The organism is Bacillus sp. ILBB4 (assembly GCF_035064545.1).
In the GTDB taxonomy this organism is placed as follows: Bacteria; Bacillota; Bacilli; order Bacillales; family Bacillaceae_H; genus Priestia.
Genome location: NZ_JAIQVD010000005.1, coordinates 183245 through 209480 on the forward strand (window position 1 = coordinate 183245; position 26236 = coordinate 209480).

A 26236-nucleotide genomic window follows, 5' to 3' on the forward strand; every position below is an offset into this window, starting at 1 on the left:
CTTATGAAAACAGCAATTATTACAGATAGTACCGCCTATATATCAGAGGAAATTCGATCAAACTATCATATACATATGGTGCCGCTAAGCGTTATTTTCGGTGAAGAAACATATCGTGAAGAAGTAGATATGACTGCAGATCAATATTTTGAAAAAATTAAAGAAGCAAAAAATCTTCCAACCACTTCTCAGCCTGCTATCGGAGAATTTGTAGAGTTGTTTGAACAGTTAAAACGAGATCAATTCGATGCTGCTATCGTTATTACGTTATCTAGTGGAATTAGCGGAACGTATCAGGGTGCTTTGACGGCAGGTAGCATGGTAGAAGACTTTGACGTGCACGTATTTGATTCAGAAATCAGCTGTATGGTTCAAGGCTTTTATGCGATTGAAGGAGCCGAGATGGTCCAATCAAATAAACATCCTGACGAAATCATTGCGCGTTTTGAAGAGATGAAACTATCAATGCGTGCGTATTTTATGGTAGATGATTTATCTCACTTGCAGCGTGGAGGTCGTCTAAATGCTGCTCAGGCTATTATTGGAAGTCTTCTTCAAGTAAAGCCCGTGCTCCATTTTGAATCTAAAAAAATTGTTCCGTTTGAAAAAATTCGTACGCGTAAACGAGCATTAAAACGAATTACCGAGCTTCTTGATGAGGATGCAAAAGAAAACGTACCTATGAAGGCTGTAGTTATTCATTCTAATCGTGAAAATGAAGCAAAAGAAATTCAACGAGAGTTAGAACAAGAATATCCTCATATTGAATGGAGCCTTTCTTATTTTGGCGCTGTCATTGGCACACATTTAGGTGAAGGTGCCATCGGTATAGGCTGGTATAAAAAGTAATCGAAAACCAAATCATTTGATTTGGTTTTTTTGCAGGAAAAAACACCTTTTTTTGCGTATATAGATGTGTACGATAAACATGGAAAGGAATGAAGATATGCTTTTTACTGTTAAACAAGAATTGCTAAATCCCGTTCAAGTACCTAGCCCAGCTGCTTTTCCTCTCTCAAAAATCGATACGTGGAGAACTCCACCTTTAAATCCTTCATACCCCTACTCTTTAGATCTTCAGCGTTCTCTAAGCGGAAAGCAACTTCTACTAACTCAGACTCCCTATCCTTTATCTCTCATTCATGAACATTATCTAAACGGATATATTTCCTATCAAAAAGCACTTACCCAGAAAGAAAACAGATATAAATGCAACCGGTGTGGAAGTGATAGCCCCTTTTATTTTGCTTCATTTCCATGCAGTAGATGTCACCAGGAGTGCTACTATTGCCGAGCGTGTATTGTAATGGGGAAAGTAAGTGAGTGCACACCTTTTATAAACTGGGAAGGACCAACAAGTAATGTCCTGCCAAAAAGCAGCGTGATGAATTGGAAAGGAATGCTGTCTAAAGCTCAAGAACGTGCTTCAAATGAACTCATTCAAGCTATAAAAAAGGATGAAGAGCTGTTAATTTGGGCTGTTTGCGGAGCAGGAAAAACGGAAATTTTATTTAAAGGTATTGAAGCAGCATTGAACAGCGGAAAGAAAGTCTGTATTGCTACTCCAAGAACAGATGTAGTTATTGAGTTAAAGCCAAGAATTCAATCGGCATTTCCGGATATGTCTGTGCTGGCTATGTATGGAGGCAGCGAAGACCGTTTTCATGAATCCTCTCTTATTATTTCCACCACTCATCAACTTCTGCATTATTATCAAGCATTCGATGTGCTGATTATTGACGAAGTAGATGCATTCCCGTATTCGACAGAGCCTATGCTGCACTATGCTGTTGCAAAAGCAGCTAAACACGCTGCATCAAAGATTTATTTAACAGCGACTCCAAATGAATCATTAAAAAAAGACGTTGAGCAAGGGAAAAAACAAGTAGTTAAAATTCCAGCCCGCTATCACCGAATGCTTATTCCTGTTCCTCGGTTTGAATGGTGCGGCAATTGGAAGAAAAAAATGAAAACAGATACTTTGCCTGCTAATGTTGAGAAATGGCTGAAAAAAAGAATACATGAAGGGAAACAATGCTTTATCTTCGTCCCGCAAATTAAGTGGATTGCTCCGATCACAGACATGATTCGGAAGCTAACCCAAAAGGTAGACGGTGTCCATGCTGAAGATTCCCAGCGAAAAGAAAAAGTAATGAAATTTAGAGAAGGGCAGCTAGTTATTTTAGTAACGACAACAATATTAGAGCGAGGCGTAACGGTTCCCAACATAGATGTTGCAGTATTAGGAGCAGAAGAAACGATTTTTACTGAAAGTGCTCTTGTTCAGATTTCAGGAAGAGTGGGGAGGAGTGCTCAATTTCCAACGGGAGACGTGGTCTTTTTTCATTATGGGCAGTCTCTGTCTATGCGAAAAGCAAAAGAGCATATTGAATATATGAATGCTCTAGCTTATAAGGAAGGGCTGGTTGATCGATGACAATATGTCTGATTTGTTTTGAACCTCTTGTCTCTTCTTTCGATTGGAGGGCATTGTTAAAACCTTCTTCAACGGACAGGATTTGCACTGTTTGCTTGCAAAAATGTCCCATCATCACCAGTAGCATTTGCAGGGGATGCGGCCGTTCTCTTGCAGACCTCGCTTCTTCTCATTATGAGCTAGACACATGTATGGACTGTCAGAAATGGAATGATGCTTCTTTTTTCAACCGTTCTCTTTATACGTACAATGATTTTATGCAAAGCATAATAGAACGTTTTAAATTTCAAGGAGATTATGAAATTATCCAAGCATTCAAGGAGCAGTGGTATAAGTTCTATAAAAAAGAATGTAATCCAAAAGCTATACTAGTTCCTATACCTTTAACGGACGAGAGATTATATGAGAGAGGGTTTAACCAATCTTTAGCGCTAGCTGAACTGATCAGTGACAACATAGAAATGCCTCTTGTTCGCTGTTCAGGAACAAAGCAATCAAAGAAAAATAGGCGAAGTCGGCTGGCAGAAAGGCTGGAATTTAAAGTAGTCGATTCCTCAATGGTTACGAATCAAGAATTTCTCTTGATTGATGATATTTATACAACAGGAGCAACCGTGCGCCAAGCGGCAAATTGTTTGCAGGAAGCTGGGGCACGTTCAGTTCATTCGCTCACTTTAATTCGTGCATGAAGATGTATAATTTAAAACTTTGACCGATAGTAAAATAAAAAACAAATGAGGAGTTTCGAATATGGGAACGTTAGATAATTGCAGGGAATGCGGTCGTTTATTTGTAAAAAGTGGATCAATAAACATATGTAAATCATGTTTTGACAAAGAAGAAGCTCTGTTTCAACGTGTTTCTTCATTCTTGAAGAAGAGAGCAAATCGTACAGCAACGACTTACGAAGTGATGAAAGAAACGGGCGTTTCAGATTCGTTAATTTATCAATTTATTCGACAAGGTCGCTTAGTGTTAACTAATTTTCCAAATATAAGCTATCCATGCATGCAATGCAACGCTCAGATTCGAGAAGGGAAACTTTGTCATTCATGCTCTCAAGAAATTAAACATGGGTTAGAAAAGCATAATCGTGAGATGATTCGTTCAAATGAAGAGCCGACGCGTCCCACCTATCGTTCTAACGAAAGGAAAAAAGAGTGAAAGTGTGCTGAGTGTTTGAAGATTCTCTATCTATAGACCTATGTTTAAGGTGGACTGTGAAAATGGTCTCAACTTCCTTGCCGATGCTAAAGGTTTAGGCGGAAATTCCGATATAATGAATAGAGATAACGGATACAAATATAAAAAGAGGTGAGAGAGATGAAGATTAACCCATCGAACTTATTTGGAATAAATCCGTACAAAAAACAATCGGAAAAAATAGAACAGGTCTCTAAAAAGAATCCACAAGATCAGATTCATATTTCATCTGAGGCGAAGAAACTTCAGGGAAATGAACCATCTCCAGAAAGACTTGAAAAATTGGAGAAACTAAAACAGCAAATTAACAGCGGAACATACGAAATTAACGGAAAAGAAATTGCTAAAAGTATTGTAGATTTCTATAAAAAATAAAAGGACTGACATTGATTGAACGTGCAAGAAATTCAAACGATACTAGAAAAACAAGTAACGCTTCACAAAAGTTTGTCTGTTATTGTTAAAGAGAAAACGAACTTTATTATTAAACAAGATGTAAAGGCATTGACGGCTTCTTTGCAAAAAGAGCAATCTCATATAGCTGCTATTTCTGCACTGGAAACAAAACGTATAGAAGCGATGGAAAAAAGCGGACATGCTGCTCGCTCCATTGAAGAAATAGCAGGCTCATTCTCTGAGTACTCCATCTTGATACCCTTTCAAAAACAGCTAATAGATATAATTCAAGATATAAAGTATGCAAATGACTTAAACAATCAGCTGCTCACACAGTCTTTGCAGCTGATTCATACCGAACTAGACCTTCTTGTTCCATCGAAACGAGAGGATTCGTTCAATTACACAAAAACAAATAATAGATCGTTTCAGTCCAACTCTATTTTTAATTCGAAGGCATAAAGAACGGAGGAAAGCAGAATGAGTTCAACATTTCATGGTTTGCAGGTGGCTAAACGAGGAATGGATGCCCAACAAGTGGCTCTTTACACGATTGGCCATAACGTATCTAATGCAAATACGCCGGGCTATACGCGTCAGCGAGTAAGTTTAGAAACGTTCCCAGCTTATCCAGCCCCAGGGATGAATCAGACTGGAACTGCGGGCCAAATAGGAATGGGAGTAGAAGCCAGCATGGTAGAGCGAATACGTGATACATTTTTAGATACCCAGTATCGAGATGAAACCATTAAAGTGGGGTATTGGGAGGCGCGCGCTGGTGCTCTTGAAAAAATGGAGGAAATTATGAATGAACCTACTGAAGATGGACTTTCAGCTGTTTTTAATCAATTCTTTGAGTCCATTCAAGATGTAGCTTCACACCCTTCAGAAGCAGGAGCCAGGTCTGTTATGATTGAACGAGCTGAAGCAGTAGGCGATACTTTCTCTTATTTATCTACTTCTTTAAAAACGGTTCAAGGTGATTTACAAAACGAGCGTGACGTAGCGGTAACACAAGTGAATTCTTTGTTAGAGCAAATAAGTAATGTGAACCAACAAATACAAAACGTAGAACCGAATGGCTATTTGCCTAATGATTTGTATGATGAAAGAGATCGGCTGCTAGATGAGATTTCTAAATTTATGCCGGTTTCTTTAGAGTATACAAAAAGCAGCGGGAACGCTTCTGCAACGTCAGAAGGAGTGGTAACGGTTCAGCTTCAAACGTCTCAAGGGCCTATTACTCTTTTAGATGGGAAAACTCATCAAGTAAATGCCATCAGTTTGAAAACAAATCAAGATTCCTATGTGACGGAAATTCATATAGGGGATGAGATACGGAACCCTGAGTCATTTCCTCAAGGAAAACTTAAAGGGTTAATTGGGGCTTCTGGATATGTAGATAATAGTGGTAATAAAACAGGTGTTTACGCTTCAATGATTGATGATTTAGATGAAATGGCATATGAATTTGTAAATTGGTTTAATGATAAGCACCAACAAGGTGTCACGCTAGATGGTGATACTGGTATGTCCTTTTTTAATGAGATTTCTCAGAAAGAAGGAGCTGCAGCTGGAATTGTTATTGCTGATAAAATTAAACAAAACACAAACAATATTGCTGCTGCTTCTTCGGCCTCCTCTGGGGATGATGGAACTGGCCGCAAAGGAGATGGACAAAATGCTCAGCTATTGTCTCAATTTCGTCAAAAGGTGCTTATTAATTCCGGGAATCAAGGCGTTTCCCTAGATGGCTTTTATCAATCTGTTATTGGCCAAATGTCAGTAGATGCCCAACAAGCCAACCGCTTAAAAAGTAATTCAGAAACTCTTCAGGGAGCTGTAGAGCAAAGGCGCCAGTCTACCAGTGCAGTTTCATTAGATGAAGAGATGACCAATATGATTCAGTTTCAGCATGCATATAACGCTAGTGCCCGTATGGTGACTATGATTGATGAGATGCTTGATAAAATTGTAAACGGTCTTGGAACTGGAGGAAGGTAAAGATGCGCGTCACACAAGGAATGTTAGCGGCTAATTCATTAAAACAGATTAGCAATAGCTATAATAAGCTGGAGACACTTCAAAACCAATTATCAACGGGAAAGAAAATTACTCGTCCTTCAGATGACCCTGTAGTGGCTACTAAAGGAATGGCTTATCGTTCTAATCTTTCTGAAGTAAATCAATATAAACGTAATTTAACAGAAGTTCAGTCTTGGTTTGATAGTTCAGAATCCGGACTTGAACAAGTCAACTCCATTCTTCAGCGCACTAAAGAGCTGGTCGTGCAAGGGTTAAACGGTACGAATGAAAGTGATGACCGCCAAGCAATTGCACGTGAAATTGAACAGTTAAAGCTGGATTATATGCAAGTAGGCAATACGCAGGTGGCAGGAAACTATATCTTTAACGGTGTAAATGTAGGAGCAGCGCCTATAAGTGAGAATGCAAGCGGTATGATAGAATCGAATATTAACCTGGATCCTTTTTCAGTTGAAGTCTCAAAAGGTATCCAGCTGAGAGTCAATATTCACCCTGAAAATATTTTTGGACAAGGTGCATTCGACTTAATGAACAATGTTCAAACAGCTTTTGAACAAAACGATGTAAACTCACTAAAAGATCTCTCTACACAGGTAGACACGCAGCTGTCTACGCTATTAGCGGAGCGATCTGAATTGGGAGCAAGAAGCAATCGGCTTGAGCTGATTGAAAACCGCCTTGATTCACAGGAAATTACGGCTACTAAGATGCTTTCAAATAATGAAGATGCAGATATTGAAAAAGTCATTACGGATTTAACCGTACAAGAAAGCGTGCATCGTGCTGCTTTGGGAGTAGGGGCTCAAATTATTCAGCCTACGCTGCTAGATTTCTTGCGTTAAAAAGTTCCTTCTAAACAGAAGGAGCTTTTTTACAATGAAAAAAGATAACAAGAAAAAATCAATTAGCAAAGGTGTGATGAGATGAAAATTTCAACAAGCTATCATGGAGATATAGAAATAGATAATCAGCAAACACTGACATTCAATCAAGGGATTCCAGGTTTTTTGGAAGAAACTGAATTTGTTATTTTACCACTTCCAGAAGCCGAAGCTTTCCAAGTTCTGCAGTCTATTCAAACCAAAGAATTAGCTTTTATTATCACGGATCCATTTCAGTTTTTTTTAGATTATGATTTTCAACTAGAACTTCAGGAAATCGAAAAGCTTCAATTACAACAAGCGGAAGATGCAGCTGTTTACGTATTGCTTACGATGTCAGATTCTGTGGAAAAGATAACGGCTAATTTGCAGGCTCCTGTTATTATTAATACAAAGCAACAGCTTGCTAAGCAAGTAATTTTAATGAATACAGCTTACGAAACGAAGCACAGGTTATTTGAGTAAGATGAATAGATAAGGAGTGAGTCCATGCTTGTTTTAACACGAAAGTTAAATGAAACAATCAAAATAGGTGATGAAATTGAAGTGACCGTCCTTGCAGTTAATGGTGATCAAATAAAGTTAGGAATTCAAGCTCCAAAGTCTGTAGATATTCATAGACAAGAGATTTATGAAGAAATACGTAACGAAAATAAAAGTGCTTCTCAAATTACATTACATGCTATTGATATGCTGAAACAATTACCGAAAAAGCAATAAAACGATCAGTTTGAAAATCATCAAAAATATACAGTATAAATAATATCTAAATCGGGAAAGATAAACATATAGTATTCCCCACTATGTCTTAAGCCTTTCTCTTTAAGAGAAAGGCTTCTTTTTTATCAGAAAAATTGAACTGAATTTCTGTTTTTTTCCTTTTTATCGTGTATCATTAAATTTATTAAATATAATTCAAATAAATTTAATAAAAGAGGAGAAGAGTAAATGAGTGATGTTCAAGAGTATCATGATTTATTAAAAGAAGCAGAAGATGTGGTTGTCAGTGCTTTAGCTGATACAATGGATTTATATGGGGTCACACCTTCAGTAGGAAGGCTGTATGGCATGCTTTATTTTATGGATGAGCCTGTTACATTAGATCAAATGAGTGAAGAATTGGGTATGAGTAAACCAACGATGAGTACATCCATTCGTTCACTGCAAAATATTGATATGGTCCACAAAGTGTGGAAAAAAGGTGTTCGAAAAGACTTATATGAAGCAGAAAAAGATTTTTCTAAGTCCTTTTTTTCATTTTTCTGTAAGAAGTGGCAAAGAGAAATTTCAGTTAATTTAGAGGCAATCGAAGAAGCGGAAAACAAGCTGCAGATTCTCTTAAATAATGAAGATGTGCCTGAGGAGATCGCAGTAAAAGCAAAGCGTAATTTAGCGCAGATTATAGAGTCCAAACATTATTATCATTTCTTGAAAAAAGTAGTGAAAGTTTTTGACGACCGAAGAATCATCGATATTTTAAATGAAGAATTAGCGAAAGAGTAAATAAAAAAGGCTGTTGAAAAATCAACAGCCTTTTTATCATTTTTATACGGTTAATGGTGTAGCTTCAAAACAGCGGTTATAAATCCATTCGTAACTTTTTACAGTTAAATCACGAGGGTTACCAACTGTTTGTGGATCATTAAATGCTTCTTGAGCTAAGCGAGAAACCGCTTCTTTTGGAACACCTTGTTCTTCTAAAGAAGGGATTTGTACATCTTTAACTAGTTGATATACTTCACGAACAGCTGCTTGAGCTGCTTCTTCAAGCGTTAATTCGTGTGTATTAACTCCTAAAGCTTGAGCTATGCGCGCAAATTTTTCAGGCTCGCCCATCCAGTTATATTCCATTACAGGACCTAGCATTGCTGCTACGCAAGGGCCATGGGCAATTGGATAAATGCCTCCTAATGTTTGAGCCATCGCGTGAGCTGCTCCTGCAGATTCACTTCCATATGAAAGGCCAGCAAGCATAGCTGCATGCGCCATTCCATAGCGTGCTTCGATATCCTGTCCATTTGCAACTGCACGTCGTAAGTATTTTCCAACGTACTCAATAGCCAATAAAGCAACAGAGTCCGTCATTGGTTGTGCAAAGTGACATGTATAACATTCAATTGCATGAGCTAATGCGTCAATTCCTGTACCGGCCGTAATATGTGAAGGCATAGATACGTGCAGTTCTGGATCAATAATTGTTAAGTGAGCAGCAATTAAAGGTCCACCTGTATTAAACTTAAACTCACGAACAGGATCTGTAATGACAGCCCATTGTGTGACTTCACTTCCTGTACCCGCAGTTGTAGGAATGGTTGTTAAAGGAGGGATACGTTTTGTTAAAGGTTTTTTTCCTTCAGCTGCTTCATAATCTAAGACGGGAGCATTATGAGCTACTTCTACACCAATAGCTTTTGCCGTATCCATTGAGCTTCCGCCTCCAACAGCTACTAGTCCGTTGCATCCATTTTCTTTGTACATTTTTGTGCCGTCTGCTACCACGTGAATAGAAGGGTTGGCTTCTACTTGGTCAAATAGAATAACGTCTACGTCCGCTTCTTTTAAACTAGCGATTACAGGATCTGCTAAACCTACTTTTTTTACACCAGGATCTGTTACTAGTAAAACCTTAGATACACCTAGGTTTTTTACTTCTTCTCCAGTATGTTTTACAGCACCAATTCCATGTTTTACAACCGTTGGCATCTCAAAACTTTTTAAACGTTCCATTCTTTCAAATCGCATAAACATCTTTACATTCCCCCTTGAATTTTATTGAAACCAGCGCATTGGCTGTGGATTTGTATTCGTATAAATATGTTTAATTTCCGTATATTCTTCTAGCCCAATGTGGCTAAGCTCTCTTCCGATCCCAGATTGCTTATATCCTCCCCAAGGAGCCTGCGGGAAGTAGGGATGATAATCGTTAATCCAAGTTGTTCCCATACGGAGTGCTTTCACTACACGTTCAGCTCGATTCATATCACTTGTCCAAACGGCTCCAGCTAATCCATAGATTGTATCGTTAGCAAGTGCGACTGCTTCTTCTTCAGTGCTGAAGCGCTCAATGGTCATAATCGGACCGAATGACTCTTCTTGGACAACTTTCATATCTCCATGACAGTTTGTAAAAATAGTTGGTTCGATAAATAAGCCTTTTTGTAAAGAGTCCTGAGTTGGACGTTTGCCTCCTAAAACAAGGGAAGCACCTTCTTGTTTGCCAAGCTCAATGTAATGTTCCACTTTAGCTAGGTGTTCTTTTGAGATGACGGGTCCCATTTGAGTGGCTTCATCCATGCCGTCTCCTAGCTTGATTTTTTTGGCTTGTTCAATAACTGCTGAAACAAATTTATCGTGAATATCATCTTGAACGAGTAATCTTGCACCAGCTGAACAAACTTGACCGGCATGAAAGAAGACCGCATTTAATGCATGGTCAACCGCAGTGTCAAAGTCAGCGTCAGCAAAGACGATATTCGGATTTTTCCCACCGAGTTCAAGAGCGATTTTTTTAAAGTTGCCTGCGGCGGCCTGCATGACTTTACGTCCAGATACACCGCCACCTGTAAAGGAAACTAAATCTACTAAGTGACTTTCTGCCATTTCTTGTCCAACGGTCGCACCCGGGCCGAGTACAATGTTAATGACGCCTGCTGGAAAGCCAACTCTTTCAAAAATTTTCATCATATGAATAGTTGTTAAAGGGGTGATTTCGCTTGGTTTAATAACAATTGTATTCCCAGCAGCAAGTGCCGGAGCCAATTTCCAAGAGGCTTGCAATAAAGGATAATTCCAAGGAGTAATTTGGCTGCATACACCTACAGGTTCGCGGACAACGCGGCTAACAGAATCGGGATTAGGTGACTCAATCATCTGTCCACCATCTTTATCTGCTAATCCAGCATAGTATTGAAAGACATCAGCAATTCCATCCATGTCTGCCAGGCTTTCAACGAGGGTTTTTCCAGTATTCAAGGTTTCAAGTTTAGCGAGTTCTTCACGATCATTACGAATTTCTTCCGCTACTTTAAATAGTAAAGAACCCCTTTGGGCCGCTGTAAATTTAGACCATTCACCTGCATCAAAAGCTTTTCTAGCTGCTTCAATAGCTTCTACAGTATCAGCACGATTTCCTTCTGTAACGACAGCGATAACCTCTTGATTAAAAGGATTTATAATCTCTCTTTTCTCGCCGCTGCGTGCTTCAACCCATTCGCCGTTTATGTGCATTTTTTCAAGCGTAAGTGTTTGTTCCAATAGCATCAACCTCCAAATAATAGAATTTGTTAAATTTATATTTAACGTTCTTAACAATTCGAATTATAGCATCGGTTATTTAATTTAGTCAAATCCAAAAACTCAAAATGTTCAGAATTTATTAGATTATCTGCTCTGTAAGAGACTAATCATTCGGATATTAAGAAAAAATTTAACAAAAAGTGATAAAAAATCACTGATTGCTATGTCCCTTGATACAAAAGGTTTTTTTATGTATGAGCTATGAGAATATTATTCTTTTTTTATATAAAAACACTCGAAATTTTTTGACAATATCCTAAACATTCAGATATATTAACCATAGTACTATATCTGCTTGCATACAAACCTTGAAAAACAAAGGATTTTGAATGTGGAAATTAAGAAAGGAGTTTAGATGGAAGATGAAAAATAATTGTGAGTTCAATAAAAAAAGTCGATTTAAATTATTTTAATATAATTATATAAACGTAATTTCTCCCCTTCGCATTGGTATTTATAATCCAACTATTTATATTTTATTCTAAAAAATCTATTTTTAGGTTTAATTGTATGCTGGTAGGAAAAAGGAATAGAGGACAAGCTTGTCTTTAGATTTCTTTATCAATTTAAAGGATGTGAGACGATGCAAAATGCTAAAAAACCATTTCGTTCAGACACACAACAAGCCAGGCCTGAAAAGTCGAATGAGACTTCTGACTTTTCAGGGAAATCAAACAGGAACAACCGTCTACTAACCCCCTTATGGACAACTATTATAGGATTTTCCATCTTTATGGTTGTCGCATTTATCTATTCTCTCTATAATCCAGATCTCTATTGGCCAGGCCTCATTTTAATGTTCATTATGTATGGTGTTATTTATTTTATTGGTGCTCGAGCCGCTGCAAGTAAAAAAGGAAAATCAGATGATATGCTTGTTGCAGGAAGATCTATGCCGCTATGGATTTCAATGTTCACAATGACCGCCACTTGGGTAGGTGGAGGGTATATTGCTGGAACGGCCGAAACCGTTTATTCCTCAGGGCTGACATGGACTCAAGCGCCATGGTGTTATTCAATCAGCTTGATTTTAGGCGGTATCTTTTTTGCTAGAAAGATGAGAAGGTTTGAGTTTATGACAATGCTCGATCCTCTAGAATCTCGTTTCGGTAAGAAAATGGCTACGGTTCTTTATTTTCCAGCTATACTGGGAGAGCTGTTTTGGAGCGCAGCTATCTTAACTGCTTTAGGAACAACATTCGGTGTGATTTTAGGCCTCAGTTTTTCAATTTCCATCATTCTTTCCGCACTTATTGCCATTGCATACACCGTGATTGGCGGCTTGTGGGCAGTAGCACATACCGATATCTTACAGCTTTCTATTATGTTTTTAGGGCTATTTCTGGTGCTTCCCTTTGCATTTTCGAATACGGGAGGGGTTGGAGCCGTTTTTTCTACTTATTCAGAAGGCATGAATGGTTCTCTTCATTTATTTCCTCCATTAAAAGGCTGGGAAGATCCGAAATGGGGAAATACATATTGGCAATGGTGGGATAGCACATTTTTACTTATTTTTGGTGGTATTCCATGGCAAATTTATTTTCAGCGCGTGTTATCTGCTAAAAATGAAAAAGCAGCAATGTGGCTATCTATTACAGCGGGCATCTTTTGCGCGTTAGCGGCCTTGCCTCCAACATTAATAGGAATGATAGGTTATAGTGCAGACTGGTCTTCATTTGGAGCGTCAAGCCCTGAGAGCGCGTCCATGATTTTAACGTATGTATTTAAATACCTAACGCCCGATTTAGTAGGAGCGATTGCGCTTGGAGGCCTAGCTGCTGCCGTTATGGCTGCAGTAGCGGCTTCGTTGCTTTCAGCGTCGGGGATGGCAGCCTGGAACGTGTATCGTCCGATTGTAAAACCAAATGCGACACAGGCGCAGTTAGATAAAGTTATTAAACGTTCTATCATTATCATTGGAACGGGAGCAACTCTAATTGCTTTAAACTCTGAGAGTGTCTACTCTTTATGGTATTTATCAGGGGACCTAGTGTATTGTATACTTTTTCCGCAGTTGGTTTGTGCTTTATTCTTTAAAGGAGCTAACTGGTACGGATCTTTGGCTGGGTTTATTGTGTCTCTTGTTCTTCGAATAGGTGGAGGAGAACCGCTGCTTCATTTAAAAGCGCTACTTCCGTATCCGATGATTGAAGACGGAGTGGTCATGTTTCCGTTTCGTACATTTGCGATGGCAGGCGGGTTGTTAACCATTCTTATCGTTTCTTACGCGACGCGACGTATTTGCCCTCCTCAGCCGCTTCGAAATCTTCATCGTGACATATTGGTTGAGAAATAATCAAAAGCAAAATAAAAAAGCCGCATCTGCGGCTTTTTTATTTTGCAATATTTTCTGACTCGGAAAATTGATCGTCAGGTCGCTTGTTGTTTGTTTTTTTGATGAACGAGTATGAAAGAAGAACCACAGCGGTTAATCCAAGAGTTAAGAAAAACTGTGAGCGCATCGAATCAATAAATGCCATTGATAAGAAGATCACGGTAATAACAGCAATTGTTACGTATGTTAAATACGGGAACAACCACATTTTCATCCCTTTAATTGGCTGGTTTGCTCGATTCATTTTCTTACGCAGGCGTAAATGAGAAATAGCGATAGCTAAGTACACAATAAGAGCAATGGCTCCCGATGCATTAACTAAGAATAAAAAGAGTTTATCCGGCGAAACGAAGCTAAAGATAGCACATACATATGCGGCAGCTGTGCTAATCCATACAGCTCTTGCCGGCACGCCTGATTTGCTTACTTTTGCTAAAGCGCGAGGAGCTTGTCCTTTTTGAGCTAATGATAAAATCATTCGTGAGTTCGTATACAAAGCAGAGTTCAAGCAAGACAAAACGGATACTAATACGACTAAATTCATAATTTGTGCAGCTGCTGGAATATTGACCATTTCTAACATTGTTACATATGGACTTTTTAGTAAATCAGCTGAGTTCCAAGGTAAAAGAGTTACTAAAATAGCAACTGAACCAATATAGAAAATTAAAATTCGCCATACGACACTGCGAATAGCAGTGGTGATAGCTTTTGCTGGATTTTCTGATTCACTAGCTGCAATAGCCGCAATTTCAGCTCCAAAATAAGAGAAAATAACGGTAATAACTCCTAAAAAGATAGAGTTCGTACCTTTTGGCATAAAGCCTCCGTGGCCCGTTAAATTAGCTAGACCAGGTGAAGATGTACCTGGGATCAATCCGAAAATAATAGCTAAACCGATTCCCATAAAAGCAACGATTGCCACAATTTTAATCATAGCAAACCAATATTCAAATTCTCCAAATGATTTGACAGAGAACAAGTTTGTTAAAGTTAATGCAAAGGTTAAGATTAAGCTTAAAAGCCAAATTGGTACGGAAGGGAGCCATTCATGAACAATTGCTCCTCCTGCAGTTGCTTCAATCGCAATTACAATTAGCCAGAAAAACCAGTAAAGCCATCCAACAGCATAACCTGCCCACGCGCCAATTCCTTGCTGAGCATATGTTGCGAATGAGCCTTTATCTGGGTTTACCATAGCCATTTCACCGAGCATACGCATCAATAGAACGACTAGCAGTCCGGCTGCTGCATATGAAACTACTGCTGCTGGGCCTGTTGCGTTAATAACGGATCCGCTTCCTACAAACAAGCCGGCTCCGATAATACCTGCAATGGAAATCATGGAAACGTGACGTTGCTTTAACTTTCCGTGTGATTCTGTTTTGTTTCCCATCGTATTCACTCCTTTAAAATTATCGAAAGACTATTAGAAAATAAAGTAAATTCTGAAAATATAAATAGAAATTCCTCCCCTTACCTTTATAATAAGCAAGAAGTGTGCCAATTGCCAAATTCCTATAAAAATCGACTTTAAGTTACTAAAATTGACGCATTTTAAGTCAAAAAAGACTCGATTTATTCATCATAGACTTATTCGCCATTTGGGATGTCTGGTATATACGTACATTTTATACAAGTTTTCGACAACTATCTTATATATCTTGTATGATAAAAGAGAAATCGGTATTATATTCCAAGAAGAATGTTTGAGAGGGTGCGTGTGTTTGAAAAAATTTATAGGTGTTCTTTTTCTATTTATTATTTTTTTAGTTGGGGTGTATTTTTTCGTTAGTCCCGTTAGAAATGTTGAAAAGCTTGATCATACTGCTTCATTATCTTCACTGGCACAAGAAAAGTCCGATCATGCCACATCGCTAGAACTGAACGGCGGATCTCCTGTTCTAGGATACCGGTTAAGCGAGAGCGATGTTAATGATTATTTGCGCAGCTACCTTTATGAAAGTGATGAAACAGTTGACGGAGCAGAAGCCGAGTTGCTTCCGAAACATATAAAATTTTATATTAATAAACATGTAGTGTCTTTTATGGAATCACAGTTTGTAGTTGACGTAACACCAAATGCCGAAAATGGAAAGCTTGTTTTAAAGGTGAATAGCGTGCATTTAGGAAGAATGCCGATTCCGATGTCTGTTGTATGGGATCGCTTAAATATTGATAAGGCTTCTGATGTCACGGTTGATAAAGAAATGAATGAAATTACTCTGCTCAATAATTTGCCAGATTCCATTTCGTTTGAGCAAGCAGATACAACGGATGAATATATAAATTTATCTGCCTCTGTAACCATTGATTCGTTACGAGATATTATAAATCTAGCACCATATCTTATTCCTAAGGATATTCAAAGAAATTTATCCCAGAAACTGAACTTGTTTGGCCAATAATAAAAAGCTCACTTATTGTAGAAAAATAAGTGAGCTTTTTCTATCTTGCACCATTTGACCTATGAAAAAAATGACTGTTTTACCGATACAAAATAGAGAAGTGTTGAACCTATAAACGAATAGGGTGATTCGAAAAAATATACTCATGTTTTATGGCTAACAGTTGATGAATAGATGAATAAAAAACGGTGGTGATGGTAAGTGGTAAGAGTAAGTGGGTTAGCAAGCGGAATGGATATTGATCAAATTGTCAGTGATTTAATGAAGGCTGAACGTATGCCTATTGATAAAATGAAAAAACAAAAGCAAGCGTTAGAGTGGCAGCGAGATGATTATCGCTCTATGAACCTGCTGTTATCGGAATTTAATAATCTCGCTTTTAATATGACCTTGCAGTCTTCTTATTCATCCAAAACGGTATCTTCATCGGATGAAACGAAAGTAAAAGCGGCAGCTACTTCCTCAGCAGGTAACGCGTCTTATACACTTTCAAACGTGACAATGGCGACTGCTGCGCAAAATATCAGTAATGGGAAAATTTCAGAAGGCACTATTGACCCTGCTAAAAGTTTATGGGAGCAAAAAAACTTGCTTGGCAGTGCGTGGAGTGGAAAAGAGGTCAAGCAACCTGATATTACAATAAGTGCTGATACAAAGACTGCCAAGTTATCCAAAGGAGCTATTTTTGAGGGAAGCCTGCCTTCTGCTATTCAAGTGAAAAATGGAGAGTCTTCTCAAGAATTTAATATAAAAACTACAGGCGATCCTACTTTAATAGGAGAGAATGATGTATTTGTGAATATGAATACGGGAGAAATGACATTCGGTTCCACGTTAGCAAACGGTAGCACTGTTCAAGGTTTTACGTATAAGCAAAATGTCCTCCAGTTTTCTATTACAACGTATGACAGCAGCGGAAAAGCAACAGGAGATAATGCAGACGGCAGTATGTCGTTTGAATTTGATGGTTCAGCGTCATTAAATACTGTTTTGACCCAACTTAGTAATTCAAAAGTAGGTATTTCAGCCTTTTACGATGAAGGAACAGATAAAGTTGTCTTTACTCGCAAAGACACAGGAGATTTGTCAAAAGCCGGTGGTGCAGGCGGTCAAAAGATGGTGTTTTCAGGAGCGTTTTTAACAAATTTCTTAAAATTAGATACTCAAAAAGAAACCGGCGGAACAGACGCAAAATTTACGCTAAACGGTCTAGAAACAACTCGTAAGTCCAATACATTTACAACGGGAGGCGTTACCTATACCCTTCAAAATAATTTCACAGGAGATGTGCGCGTTAATGTAAGCAATGATACGCAGAAAGTATTTGATACAATTAAAGATTTTATGACCAAATACAATGAACTGATTGAAAAGATTAACGGAAAGATTACGGAAGAAAGAGACCGGAACTATCAGCCTTTGACTGATGAAGAAAGAGAAAAACTAACGGATAAACAAGCTGAACAGTGGGATGAAAAGGCGAAAAGCGGTTTGTTAAAAGGAGACTCAATTTTATCCAGCGGGCTAAACCAAATGCGTTCTAACTGGTATGCCTCTGTATCAGGAGTGAGCGGAGCATTTTCGCAGCTAACCGACATTGGTATTTCAACTAGCGCAAACTATAGCGATCGAGGCAAGCTAGTCATAGAAGGTGACGGAACTAAATTAAAAGAAGCAATTGAAAAAGATCCGCAGTCTGTAATGGATTTATTTATGAAAAGTGGGAGTACAACAAGTGAAAAAGGGATTGTACGACGTTTACGAGATACGATTACTCAAACCGTATCCAAAGTTGAGCAGCGCGCTGGCCGTTCAACATGGACAAGTGAACAATTTTTGCTTGGGCGGAATTTAAAAAGCGTAAATAGCCAAATCACTAGTTTTGAAAGCAGGCTCACACAAGTAGAGGACCGGTATTATCGTCAGTTTACAGCAATGGAAAAAGCCATTCAAAATGCAAATGCTCAAAGCGCGCAGTTATCGCAATATTTTAGTTAAGAAGGAGTGAACGTTTATGGCAGCAAATAATCCATATCAAGCGTATCAGCAAGGAGCTGTTCAGACTGCTTCTCCAGGAGAGTTAACGCTTATGCTGTATAACGGGTGTTTAAAATTTATCAAGCTTGCACGAACAGGCATACAGGAAAAAAATATTGAGCTGAAAAATACGAATCTGTTAAAAGCACAAAATATTATTCAAGAATTAATGATTACCCTTGATACAAACGTGCAAGTTGCTAAGTCTATGATGGCTATGTATGACTATATTAGCCAGTGTTTAATTGAAGCAAATACAAAAAATGACACAGCAAGCTTGGATGAAGCCGAACAATATGTAACAGAATTCCGGGATACATGGAAGCAAGTTGTGCAGCTTCACCGCCAGCAAGTCCATGGAAGCGGCGGTCAAGCATAAATATGATTAACGACCTATATCAGCTAACTGATGAGATTTATCGGCTTATTCAAACATTTTCTGACAAAAATCGAGAAGAAGGCATTCAAAAGTTAGAGTATCTTCTATTAAAAAGGGGTGAGCTCATAGAAAAACTGCCGCCAGAAAATAGGGATAATGAATCGATGGGTAAGAAAATTGTCAAAATGAATAAGGAAATTGATCAAAAGCTCATCTTAATTCGGCATCAAATTATGATAGATCTCCGTTTACTAAAAGCAAAAAAAAAGCATAGTAACAGCTATATAAACCCTTACGAAATGAAAACGTTTGATGGGATGTTTTACGATAAAAAAAATTAATTCTGCGTAAAAAAATACAACCCTTCTTCTTATGAAGAAGGTCTATTTTTTTGGTTTTTTCATAAACTTTTCTCAGGTTCCATAAATTTTCACTGAATTTTCAAAAAAATTTAATAGTTTAGGAAGGGATTGTGTCGGGTATTGTAGAATTGTAGAGGTATAGCAATGGATTAAAGGAGGAGTTCGAACATGATGTATAACATTCGCGGTGAAAACATTGAGGTGACTCCAGCAATTAGGGAATACGTAGAGAAAAAGCTTGGTAAGTTAGAGCGTTATTTCGACGAAACACCAACTGCTGACGTAAATGTAAACTTAAAAGTCTACAATAACGATCAAAAAATAGAAGTCACAATCCCAATGAATGATCTCGTATTGAGAGCTGAAGAGACACACAGTGATTTATACGCAGCTGTCGATCTTGTCCTAGATAAATTAGAGCGTCAAATTCGTAAACACAAAACAAAAGTAAATCGAAAAATGCGTGAAAAAGGCGCTGAGAAGTATCTGTTCGCAGCATTAGAAAGCGAAGCGAACGTAGCAGTTGCAACTGAAGAAGATGAATTAGAGCTAGTTCGTACAAAACGATTTAACTTAAAGCCAATGGATAGTGAAGAGGCTATTTTGCAAATGAATATGTTAGGACATAGCTTCTTTGTATTTACAAACGCTGAGACCAACATTACAAACGTTGTATATCGAAGAAAAGATGGACGATATGGATTGATTGAACCAAACTAAGATTATAGGCTCTCTTAAACAAGAGCAGTAAAGTAAAAGCAGCGTGCCTCCGCACGCTGCTTTTTAGCTGCTTAAAAAAATAGTTCCATCACTACATAGCGCGTAGAAGATTTGGTGAATACACGCGTGGTTTCTTTCATGTTGAATGCCTGATAAAAAGAGACTTTATTTTCTCGTGCGTTACACCATATCTTTCGTACCCCAAGGTTCTTAGCTTTGAGAAAAACCTCCTCTAGTAGACGACTCCCATATCCTTTTCCTTGTTCTTCTTTGAGAGTAGCAAATTTTCGAAATTGAGCTTCATTACCTGTTATAAATAAGGAAACAACTGATTTTAACTCTCCTTCTTCAAACAGTCCATAGTGAATGCCTAATAGATCATCTTTCAGCTGAATATAACTGAAATCTTTATCAGGCCACATGACGGTATGTCGGACTTCCCAAGCTTGTTCTTTTGTAATCGATTGAACATTCATTCTACATTCCCCTTTTTTATTGTAAGAGTGAGGCAGGGGAAATCACAATAGAAAATAACTCGTTAATAGAGTAGTACTAGTAAAGAGACAGACGAAAAAGGGTACAAGTTGCTACTTGTTTAGCTGCAATGTTACAATTTTACTCAGAATGTTTTATAATGAAAGATACAGATATGAATGAAAATAGTATAAAATGTACTGATTATAAATAGAGGAGCGTTTTAATATGCTTGGATTATTTAAAAAAGTGTTTGACGGCAATCAGCGCCAAATCGGCCGTTTAGAAAAAATGGCGGACCAAATTGATGCGTTAGGTCCTGAAATAGCGTCTTTAACAGACGATCAGCTTCGTGAAAAAACGGCTGAATTTCAACAACGCTACCAAAATGGCGAATCGCTCGATAACCTATTAGATGAAGCTTTTGCGGTTGTACGTGAAGCAGCGAAACGTGTGTTAGGCATGTATCCGTACAAAGTTCAGCTAATGGGGGGTATTTCTCTGCATGAAGGGAATATCTCGGAAATGAAAACGGGTGAAGGTAAAACGTTGACAGCTACTATGCCTGTATACTTAAACGCCATTACAGGAAAAGGTGTACATGTAGTAACAGTCAATGAATACTTAGCGAGCCGTGATGCTAGTGAAATGGGTCGTTTATATGAATTCCTAGGCTTGAAAGTAGGTTTAAATTTAAACCATTTAACGCGTGAAGAAAAGCAAGAAGCATATGCAGCGGATATTACGTATAGTACAAATAATGAACTCGGATTTGACTATTTACGTGATAACATGGTGCTTTACAAAGAACAAATGGTTCAACGTCCGCTTCATTTTGCCGTAATCGATGAAGTTGACTCTATCTTAATTGATGAAGCACGTACGCCGCTTATTATATCCGGCAGCGCGCAGAAATCGACTGCTCTTTATATTCAAGCTAATGCATTCGTTCGCACGCTTGATAAAGAAACCGATTTTACTTTTGATATCAAAACAAAAAGCGTTCAGCTAACCGAAGAAGGTATGTCAAAAGCAGAGCGCGCATTTGGCATTGAAAACTTATTTGATATTTCACACGTAGCGCTAAACCATCACATCAACCAAGCGCTTAAAGCACATGTAACGATGCAAAATGATGTGGATTATGTAATTGATGAAGATCAGGTCGTAATCGTTGACCAATTTACTGGTCGTTTAATGAAAGGAAGACGTTTTAGCGACGGCTTGCATCAAGCTATCGAAGCTAAAGAGAATGTTGAGATTCAAAATGAAAGCATGACGTTAGCTACGATCACATTCCAAAACTACTTCCGTATGTATGAAAAATTATCAGGTATGACCGGTACAGCTAAAACGGAAGAAGAAGAATTCCGTAATATTTACAATATGCACGTTGTTGTTATTCCGACAAACAAGCCAATTTCACGTGATGATAAAGCAGATTTAATTTATAAGTCAATGGAAGGCAAGTTTAATGCGGTAGTAGAAGATATTGCCGAGCGCCACGCAAAAGGACAGCCTATTCTTGTTGGTACAGTTGCGATTGAAACATCTGAAATTTTATCAGCTTTATTAAAGAAAAAAGGCATTCCCCATCACGTTTTAAATGCAAAACAGCATGAGCGTGAAGCGGATATTATCGAAAATGCGGGTCACAAAGGTGCGGTAACAATCGCAACAAATATGGCCGGTCGTGGTACGGATATCAAACTAGGTGAAGGTGTCGTTGAAGCTGGAGGTCTTGCTGTAATTGGTACAGAGCGTCATGAATCACGCCGTATTGATAATCAGCTTCGCGGACGTGCTGGACGTCAAGGGGATCCAGGGGTATCTCAATTCTATCTATCCATGGAAGATGAATTAATGCGCCGATTTGGTTCAGATAATATGATGGCAATGATGGATCGCCTTGGCATGGATGACTCACAGCCAATTCAAAGTAAAATTGTAACAAGAGCTGTTGAATCCGCTCAAAAACGCGTTGAAGGTAATAACTTCGATGCGCGTAAACAATTGCTTCAATATGATGACGTGCTTCGTCAACAGCGTGAAGTTATTTACAAACAGCGCTTTGAAGTACTTGATTCAGACAACCTGCGTGCGATTGTAGAACGTATGATTGAATCAACGCTACAGCGTGTGGTTGAAGTAAACACACCGCGTGAAGAATTAGAAGAAGAATGGAATTTACAAGCGATTATTGATTACGTAAATGCTAATGTTCTTGAGGAAGGTGAAGTCACAGAAGAAGATCTTCGCCGTAAAGAGCCTGAAGAAATGGTAGAACTGCTGGTAGATCATGCAAAAGCTCGTTATAATGAAAAAGAAGAGCAGCTCCCTGAAGAACAAATGCGTGAATTTGAAAAAGTTGTTGTTCTTAGAGCGGTTGATTCTAAATGGATGGATCATATTGATACGATGGATCAGCTTCGCCAAGGTATCCACCTTCGTGCGTACGGCCAAACAGATCCTCTTCGCGAATACCAAATGGAAGGTTTTGCGATGTTTGAAAATATGATTGCAACCATTGAAGAAGAAGTGACGAAGTATATCATGAAAGCAGAAATTAACAACAACCTTGAGCGTCAAGAGGTAGCGCAAGGTCAGGCGGCTGTTCATCCAAAAGAAGGAGACGCGCCGGCTAAGAAGAAGCCAAAAGTAAATGCGATAGAAGTTGGCCGAAATGATCCTTGTATCTGCGGAAGTGGCAAAAAGTATAAAAACTGCTGCGGTAAAGAATCATAAAGTAAGAGTCAATTAGTGTAGAATGAATTAGTACAGGAAGGAAATGAGTCTTCTCATTTCCTTCCTGTGCGTCAAAAATAAAATAGAGGTGTTCAACTCATGGATTTAGTAGAAATTAAGCAAGAACTTGACAAAACAGCTAAGCGATTAGCGGACTTTAGGGGGTCTCTTTGACCTCGATACAAAACAAGCTCGTATCGATGAATTAGATGAGACTATGGCTGATCCAAATTTTTGGAATGACCAACAGGCAGCTCAGACTGTTATTAATGAAGCCAATGGCTTGAAAGATGCAGTAAATCAATTTAACCACTTGGATGAAACATATGAAAATTTACAAGTGTCTTATGAACTTGTAAAAGAAGAATACGATGAAGATTTAGCAGAAGAACTAGTTAGTGAATTAAAAGAGCTTATATCAGGCATGAATGACTTTGAATTACAGCTGCTTTTAAGCGAGCCGTATGATAAAAATAATGCCATTTTAGAACTGCACCCAGGTGCTGGTGGAACAGAATCACAGGATTGGGGTTCAATGTTACTACGTATGTATACGCGCTGGGCGGAGAAAAAAGGTTTCAAAGTAGAAACGCTTGATTACTTACCTGGAGATGAAGCTGGTATTAAAAGTGTAACGCTTTTAATTAAAGGTCATAATGCGTATGGGTATTTAAAAGCTGAAAAAGGCGTTCATCGTCTCGTTCGTATTTCTCCGTTTGATTCATCAGGCCGTCGTCATACATCATTCGTATCGTGCGACATAATGCCGGAATTTAATGATGAAATTTCAATTGATATTCGTACGGAAGATTTGAAGGTTGATACGTATCGTGCAAGCGGTGCCGGAGGTCAGCATATCAATACAACAGATTCAGCTGTTCGTATTACTCACCTCCCAACTAATGTAGTCGTATCTTGTCAGACGGAACGTTCACAAATTAAAAACCGTGAGCAAGCAATGAAAATGTTAAAATCTAAGCTGTATCAATTAGAAATTGAAAAGCAGCAAGAACAGCTAGCTGAAATTCGCGGAGAACAAAAAGATATTGGGTGGGGAAGTCAAATTCGTTCGTACGTATTCCATCCGTATTCATTAGTAAAAGATCACCGCACAAATACGGAAGTCGGAAACACGCAAAGCGTAATGGATGGAGATCTAGATCCGTTTATCGATGCGTATTTACGTTCTCATATTTAATTAAAAGGCAGCATACTTAGGTATGCTGCCTTTTTTTAGTTGTTGGGAATTTGTGAAATTTGGATGAAGAAAAACGAGCGTAAAGAACTATTGTTAAAAAGAAAATTAAGAAAATGCAGAAATTTAAAGGTTGCTGTCGTCAGTTCGCTTATTTTGTCAATGAAACAAAATGGTTAAAAATACCTGTTTTGCGGTAAGTGCTTCTTTACAATCCTTTATATTCCTTTTACAAACAGTATTTATAATTTGAGTTAAACCATGAGGAAGGGGCATGTGCAGTGGAAAATAAATCGTTAAACGAATTAATAGAGCAAGTGAAACAGAATAGCTTTTCTTCGAGTAAAGGGTTTGATAGACGGCGTTTTTTGCAAGGAGCTGGAAAAGTAGCGGGAGTATCACTTGGCTTAACAATTGCTCAGTCTATTGGTTTAAATGCAGTAGAAGTTTCAGCTGCAGCACCTAAATTTTCAAGTTATCCGTTCACTCTAGGCGTCGCATCAGGAGATCCTTTAGCAGATAGCATTGTTCTTTGGACAAGATTAGCACCAGACCCGTTGAATGGCGGGGGAATGCCTAATCAACCTATTCCAGTAAAATGGGAGCTTAGTGAAGATGAAGACTTTCATCAAATTGTCAAACGAGGAACAGAAGTGGCTAGACCTGAACTTGCTCATTCGGTTCACGTTGATGTAAAAGGATTGAAGCCGAGTCATATTTATTATTATCGATTTAAAAGCGGCCATGAGTTAAGCCCGGTTGGAAAAACAAAAACACTTCCTTCAGCAAATGCAGAAGTAGCCATTATGACGTTTGCATTTGCTTCGTGTCAGCAATATGAACATGGGTACTTTACAGCCTATGAGCATATGGTTAAAGAACAATTAGATTTTGTCGTTCATTTGGGTGATTACATCTATGAATATGGACCAAACGAGTACGTGGCTGCAAGCGGAAACGTTCGTACTCACAGCAGCGCAGAAATTCAAACGCTGCAAGACTATCGAAACAGGCATGCTCAGTACAGGTCAGATGCCAATTTGAAGTCTGCTCACGCTGTTTTTCCGTGGATTGTGACGTGGGATGATCATGAAGTAGAAAACAATTATGCAAATGTAATTCCTGAAAAAGGCCAATCAGTAGAAGCATTTATCCAACGCCGCGCGGCAGCTTATCAAGCTTATTACGAACACATGCCTTTGCGTCAAACATCTTTGCCCCACGGAGCGGATATGAGATTATATCGTGACTTTTCATATGGAAAACTAGCTTCTTTTCAAGTGTTGGATACGCGTCAATACAGAGACGATCAAGCAAACGGAGACGGAACAAAGCCGCAAACGCCAGAATCTCTTGATCTCAAACGTACGCTATTGGGGAATGAACAAGAAAAATGGCTGTTTACTAATCTTGAAAAGTCAGCGTGTCATTGGAACGTACTGGCTCAACAAATTTTCTTCGCGCCAAGAAAATTTGGAACGGCTGCTAAGCCTACATACAGCATGGATGCATGGGATGGGTATACGGCGAATCGTCAGCGCGTCATTGATTTTATTGAAAAGAAAAAGTTGGACAACGTCATTGTACTAACTGGAGATGTACACGCTAACTGGGCTTCTAACTTATACGCGGATTTTGCTAACCTTAATTCAAGAATTATTGGTGCAGAGTTCATCGGCACCTCCATCACTTCCGGAGGGGACGGAGCAGATAAACGAGCTGATACGGATAAAATTTTAAGTCAAAATCCACACCTCACATTTTTTAATGATTACAGAGGATATGTAAGGTGTACGGTGACTCCTGATGTATGGCAAGCCGATTATCGCGTTGTGCCTTTTGTAACAGAACCTGGTGCGGAAATTTCAACTCGAGCTTCCTTTCAATATAAAAAAGATGGCAAAGGTATGAAGGAAGTTGAAGTAAATAACGTACCGCGTGGACTAAAGATTTCTAAGGAAGTAGAGGAAGATCGTATGCGGGCACACGGGAAAGCACATGAAAAACAAGAGTTGAAAAAGAAAGAAAAAGTCCAGCAGTAAACTGAGTAAGGAAAAGGAGGTCAAGTATGTTTTCTAATATTGGAATCCCTGGTTTGGTTATTATTTTAGTCATTGCCTTAATAATTTTTGGACCGTCTAAGCTGCCGGAAGTTGGACGAGCGTTTGGACGAACATTAACTGAATTTAAAGGAGCAGCAAAAGGGCTCGTATCAGATGATGAAAGTGTTAAAGAAAAGCAGACTGCAACGGTTTCTGAACAAAAAGAGAATGAATCCACATTGTAAGTAAGGAAATAGACGAGGAAACTCGTCTATTTCTA

25 protein-coding genes are annotated in these 26236 nt (G+C 38.6%); 21 read left to right on the forward strand and 4 right to left on the reverse strand.

Annotated features, from left to right (window positions below; translation table 11 throughout):
• The first annotated feature begins 3 nt into the window (after positions 1-3).
• From LAV82_RS21800 to cudC, 11 genes are all read left to right on the forward strand, one after another.
• Positions 4-849 (forward strand): DegV family protein, encoded by an 846-nt coding sequence (locus LAV82_RS21800; RefSeq protein WP_098196941.1) that lies wholly within the window; start codon positions 4-6, stop codon positions 847-849.
• A 79-nt stretch (positions 850-928) separates the two neighbouring features.
• Positions 929-2437 carry an ATP-dependent helicase ComFA gene (locus tag LAV82_RS21805; RefSeq protein ID WP_499716878.1) on the forward strand — a complete coding sequence of 503 codons (1509 nt, stop codon included), beginning with the start codon at positions 929-931 and terminating at the stop codon, positions 2435-2437.
• 95 nt (positions 2438-2532) lie between these two features.
• Positions 2533-3126 carry a ComF family protein gene (locus LAV82_RS21810; RefSeq protein ID WP_499716879.1) on the forward strand — a complete coding sequence of 198 codons (594 nt, stop codon included), beginning with the start codon at positions 2533-2535 and terminating at the stop codon, positions 3124-3126.
• Between the two features lie 61 nt (positions 3127-3187).
• Positions 3188-3601 (forward strand): TIGR03826 family flagellar region protein, encoded by a 414-nt coding sequence (locus tag LAV82_RS21815; RefSeq protein ID WP_499716880.1) that lies wholly within the window; start codon positions 3188-3190, stop codon positions 3599-3601.
• A gap of 159 nt (positions 3602-3760) precedes the next feature.
• Positions 3761-4015: a flagellar biosynthesis anti-sigma factor FlgM gene (gene flgM, locus LAV82_RS21820; RefSeq protein WP_029319359.1), complete on the forward strand. Its 255-nt coding sequence runs from the start codon at positions 3761-3763 to the stop codon at positions 4013-4015.
• Positions 4016-4036: 21 nt separating this feature from the next.
• Entirely contained in the window at positions 4037-4498 is a 462-nt protein-coding gene (locus LAV82_RS21825; protein ID WP_223269021.1) for a flagellar protein FlgN, read from the forward strand.
• Between the two features lie 18 nt (positions 4499-4516).
• Positions 4517-6040: a flagellar hook-associated protein FlgK gene (gene flgK / locus LAV82_RS21830; RefSeq protein WP_499716881.1), complete on the forward strand. Its 1524-nt coding sequence runs from the start codon at positions 4517-4519 to the stop codon at positions 6038-6040.
• Positions 6041-6042: 2 nt separating this feature from the next.
• Positions 6043-6924 carry a flagellar hook-associated protein FlgL gene (gene flgL, locus LAV82_RS21835; RefSeq protein WP_499716882.1) on the forward strand — a complete coding sequence of 294 codons (882 nt, stop codon included), beginning with the start codon at positions 6043-6045 and terminating at the stop codon, positions 6922-6924.
• Positions 6925-7005: 81 nt separating this feature from the next.
• Positions 7006-7428: a flagellar assembly protein FliW gene (gene fliW, locus LAV82_RS21840; RefSeq protein WP_013059761.1), complete on the forward strand. Its 423-nt coding sequence runs from the start codon at positions 7006-7008 to the stop codon at positions 7426-7428.
• Between the two features lie 24 nt (positions 7429-7452).
• Positions 7453-7683 carry a carbon storage regulator CsrA gene (gene csrA / locus LAV82_RS21845; RefSeq protein WP_211078607.1) on the forward strand — a complete coding sequence of 77 codons (231 nt, stop codon included), beginning with the start codon at positions 7453-7455 and terminating at the stop codon, positions 7681-7683.
• A 228-nt stretch (positions 7684-7911) separates the two neighbouring features.
• Positions 7912-8466: a choline uptake/conversion transcriptional regulator CudC gene (gene cudC, locus LAV82_RS21850; protein ID WP_013059759.1), complete on the forward strand. Its 555-nt coding sequence runs from the start codon at positions 7912-7914 to the stop codon at positions 8464-8466.
• 42 nt (positions 8467-8508) lie between these two features.
• On the opposite strand, the gene gbsB is transcribed toward cudC, so the two are convergent.
• Complete coding sequence (gene gbsB, locus LAV82_RS21855; RefSeq protein ID WP_016765895.1) at positions 8509-9711, reverse strand: choline dehydrogenase; 1203 nt, start codon at positions 9709-9711, stop codon at positions 8509-8511.
• 21 nt (positions 9712-9732) lie between these two features.
• Entirely contained in the window at positions 9733-11223 is a 1491-nt protein-coding gene (betB, locus tag LAV82_RS21860) for a betaine-aldehyde dehydrogenase (protein ID WP_499716883.1), read from the reverse strand.
• Between the two features lie 619 nt (positions 11224-11842).
• Between betB and LAV82_RS21865 the strand changes: the two genes are divergently transcribed.
• Positions 11843-13555: a high affinity choline transporter 1 gene (locus LAV82_RS21865; RefSeq protein WP_211078604.1), complete on the forward strand. Its 1713-nt coding sequence runs from the start codon at positions 11843-11845 to the stop codon at positions 13553-13555.
• 37 nt (positions 13556-13592) lie between these two features.
• On the opposite strand, the gene LAV82_RS21870 is transcribed toward LAV82_RS21865, so the two are convergent.
• On the reverse strand, positions 13593-14990 hold the full coding sequence (locus LAV82_RS21870; protein ID WP_013059755.1) for an amino acid permease: 1398 nt from the start codon (positions 14988-14990) through the stop codon (positions 13593-13595).
• A gap of 325 nt (positions 14991-15315) precedes the next feature.
• On the opposite strand from LAV82_RS21870, the gene LAV82_RS21875 reads away from it, so the two are divergent.
• The 5 genes from LAV82_RS21875 to hpf all read left to right on the forward strand — a co-directional run bounded on the left by LAV82_RS21875 (position 15316) and on the right by hpf (position 19500).
• Positions 15316-16002 (forward strand): hypothetical protein, encoded by a 687-nt coding sequence (locus tag LAV82_RS21875; RefSeq protein WP_499716884.1) that lies wholly within the window; start codon positions 15316-15318, stop codon positions 16000-16002.
• 201 nt (positions 16003-16203) lie between these two features.
• Complete coding sequence (fliD, locus tag LAV82_RS21880) at positions 16204-18000, forward strand: flagellar filament capping protein FliD (RefSeq protein ID WP_499716885.1); 1797 nt, start codon at positions 16204-16206, stop codon at positions 17998-18000.
• Positions 18001-18016: 16 nt separating this feature from the next.
• Positions 18017-18418, forward strand: coding sequence for a flagellar export chaperone FliS (fliS, locus tag LAV82_RS21885; protein ID WP_211078601.1), 402 nt, complete (start codon positions 18017-18019; stop codon positions 18416-18418).
• Between the two features lie 2 nt (positions 18419-18420).
• Complete coding sequence (gene fliT / locus LAV82_RS21890; RefSeq protein ID WP_499716886.1) at positions 18421-18759, forward strand: flagellar protein FliT; 339 nt, start codon at positions 18421-18423, stop codon at positions 18757-18759.
• A 189-nt stretch (positions 18760-18948) separates the two neighbouring features.
• Positions 18949-19500, forward strand: a complete 552-nt coding sequence (gene hpf / locus LAV82_RS21895; protein WP_013059750.1) for a ribosome hibernation-promoting factor, HPF/YfiA family — start codon at positions 18949-18951, stop codon at positions 19498-19500.
• Between the two features lie 71 nt (positions 19501-19571).
• Here hpf and LAV82_RS21900 read toward each other — a convergent pair whose 3' ends face one another.
• Complete coding sequence (locus LAV82_RS21900; RefSeq protein WP_211078599.1) at positions 19572-19976, reverse strand: GNAT family N-acetyltransferase; 405 nt, start codon at positions 19974-19976, stop codon at positions 19572-19574.
• A 226-nt stretch (positions 19977-20202) separates the two neighbouring features.
• On the opposite strand from LAV82_RS21900, the gene secA reads away from it, so the two are divergent.
• From secA to LAV82_RS21920, 4 genes are all read left to right on the forward strand, one after another.
• Complete coding sequence (gene secA / locus LAV82_RS21905) at positions 20203-22719, forward strand: preprotein translocase subunit SecA (protein WP_499716887.1); 2517 nt, start codon at positions 20203-20205, stop codon at positions 22717-22719.
• 99 nt (positions 22720-22818) lie between these two features.
• Positions 22819-23917 (forward strand): peptide chain release factor 2 gene (gene prfB / locus LAV82_RS21910; protein WP_115655064.1). Its coding sequence is split into 2 segments (ribosomal slippage): positions 22819-22881 and positions 22883-23917, totalling 1098 coding nucleotides; the frame shifts between segments, so codons are not numbered across the junction.
• A 305-nt stretch (positions 23918-24222) separates the two neighbouring features.
• Positions 24223-25956, forward strand: coding sequence for an alkaline phosphatase PhoD (gene phoD, locus LAV82_RS21915; protein WP_499716918.1), 1734 nt, complete (start codon positions 24223-24225; stop codon positions 25954-25956).
• A 26-nt stretch (positions 25957-25982) separates the two neighbouring features.
• Positions 25983-26201 carry a twin-arginine translocase TatA/TatE family subunit gene (locus LAV82_RS21920; RefSeq protein ID WP_013059745.1) on the forward strand — a complete coding sequence of 73 codons (219 nt, stop codon included), beginning with the start codon at positions 25983-25985 and terminating at the stop codon, positions 26199-26201.
• The last annotated feature ends 35 nt before the right edge of the window (positions 26202-26236 follow it).

Excerpts from the sequence above, each read along its gene's own strand:
- LAV82_RS21800 (WP_098196941.1), top strand. The coding sequence starts at position 4 with ATGAAAACAGCAATTATTACAGATAGTACCGCCTATATATCAGAGGAA.
- flgL (WP_499716882.1), top strand. The coding sequence starts at position 6,043 with ATGCGCGTCACACAAGGAATGTTAGCGGCTAATTCATTAAAACAGATT.
- flgM (WP_029319359.1), top strand. The coding sequence starts at position 3,761 with ATGAAGATTAACCCATCGAACTTATTTGGAATAAATCCGTACAAAAAA.
- LAV82_RS21805 (WP_499716878.1), top strand. The coding sequence starts at position 929 with ATGGAAAGGAATGAAGATATGCTTTTTACTGTTAAACAAGAATTGCTA.
- LAV82_RS21920 (WP_013059745.1), top strand. The coding sequence starts at position 25,983 with ATGTTTTCTAATATTGGAATCCCTGGTTTGGTTATTATTTTAGTCATT.
- csrA (WP_211078607.1), top strand. The coding sequence starts at position 7,453 with ATGCTTGTTTTAACACGAAAGTTAAATGAAACAATCAAAATAGGTGAT.
- LAV82_RS21815 (WP_499716880.1), top strand. The coding sequence starts at position 3,188 with ATGGGAACGTTAGATAATTGCAGGGAATGCGGTCGTTTATTTGTAAAA.
- fliS (WP_211078601.1), top strand. The coding sequence starts at position 18,017 with ATGGCAGCAAATAATCCATATCAAGCGTATCAGCAAGGAGCTGTTCAG.
- betB (WP_499716883.1), bottom strand. The coding sequence starts at position 11,223 with ATGCTATTGGAACAAACACTTACGCTTGAAAAAATGCACATAAACGGC.
- secA (WP_499716887.1), top strand. The coding sequence starts at position 20,203 with ATGCTTGGATTATTTAAAAAAGTGTTTGACGGCAATCAGCGCCAAATC.
- hpf (WP_013059750.1), top strand. The coding sequence starts at position 18,949 with ATGATGTATAACATTCGCGGTGAAAACATTGAGGTGACTCCAGCAATT.
- flgK (WP_499716881.1), top strand. The coding sequence starts at position 4,517 with ATGAGTTCAACATTTCATGGTTTGCAGGTGGCTAAACGAGGAATGGAT.
- LAV82_RS21865 (WP_211078604.1), top strand. The coding sequence starts at position 11,843 with ATGCAAAATGCTAAAAAACCATTTCGTTCAGACACACAACAAGCCAGG.
- gbsB (WP_016765895.1), bottom strand. The coding sequence starts at position 9,711 with ATGTTTATGCGATTTGAAAGAATGGAACGTTTAAAAAGTTTTGAGATG.
- cudC (WP_013059759.1), top strand. The coding sequence starts at position 7,912 with ATGAGTGATGTTCAAGAGTATCATGATTTATTAAAAGAAGCAGAAGAT.
- fliT (WP_499716886.1), top strand. The coding sequence starts at position 18,421 with ATGATTAACGACCTATATCAGCTAACTGATGAGATTTATCGGCTTATT.
- fliW (WP_013059761.1), top strand. The coding sequence starts at position 7,006 with ATGAAAATTTCAACAAGCTATCATGGAGATATAGAAATAGATAATCAG.
- LAV82_RS21900 (WP_211078599.1), bottom strand. The coding sequence starts at position 19,976 with ATGAATGTTCAATCGATTACAAAAGAACAAGCTTGGGAAGTCCGACAT.
- LAV82_RS21870 (WP_013059755.1), bottom strand. The coding sequence starts at position 14,990 with ATGGGAAACAAAACAGAATCACACGGAAAGTTAAAGCAACGTCACGTT.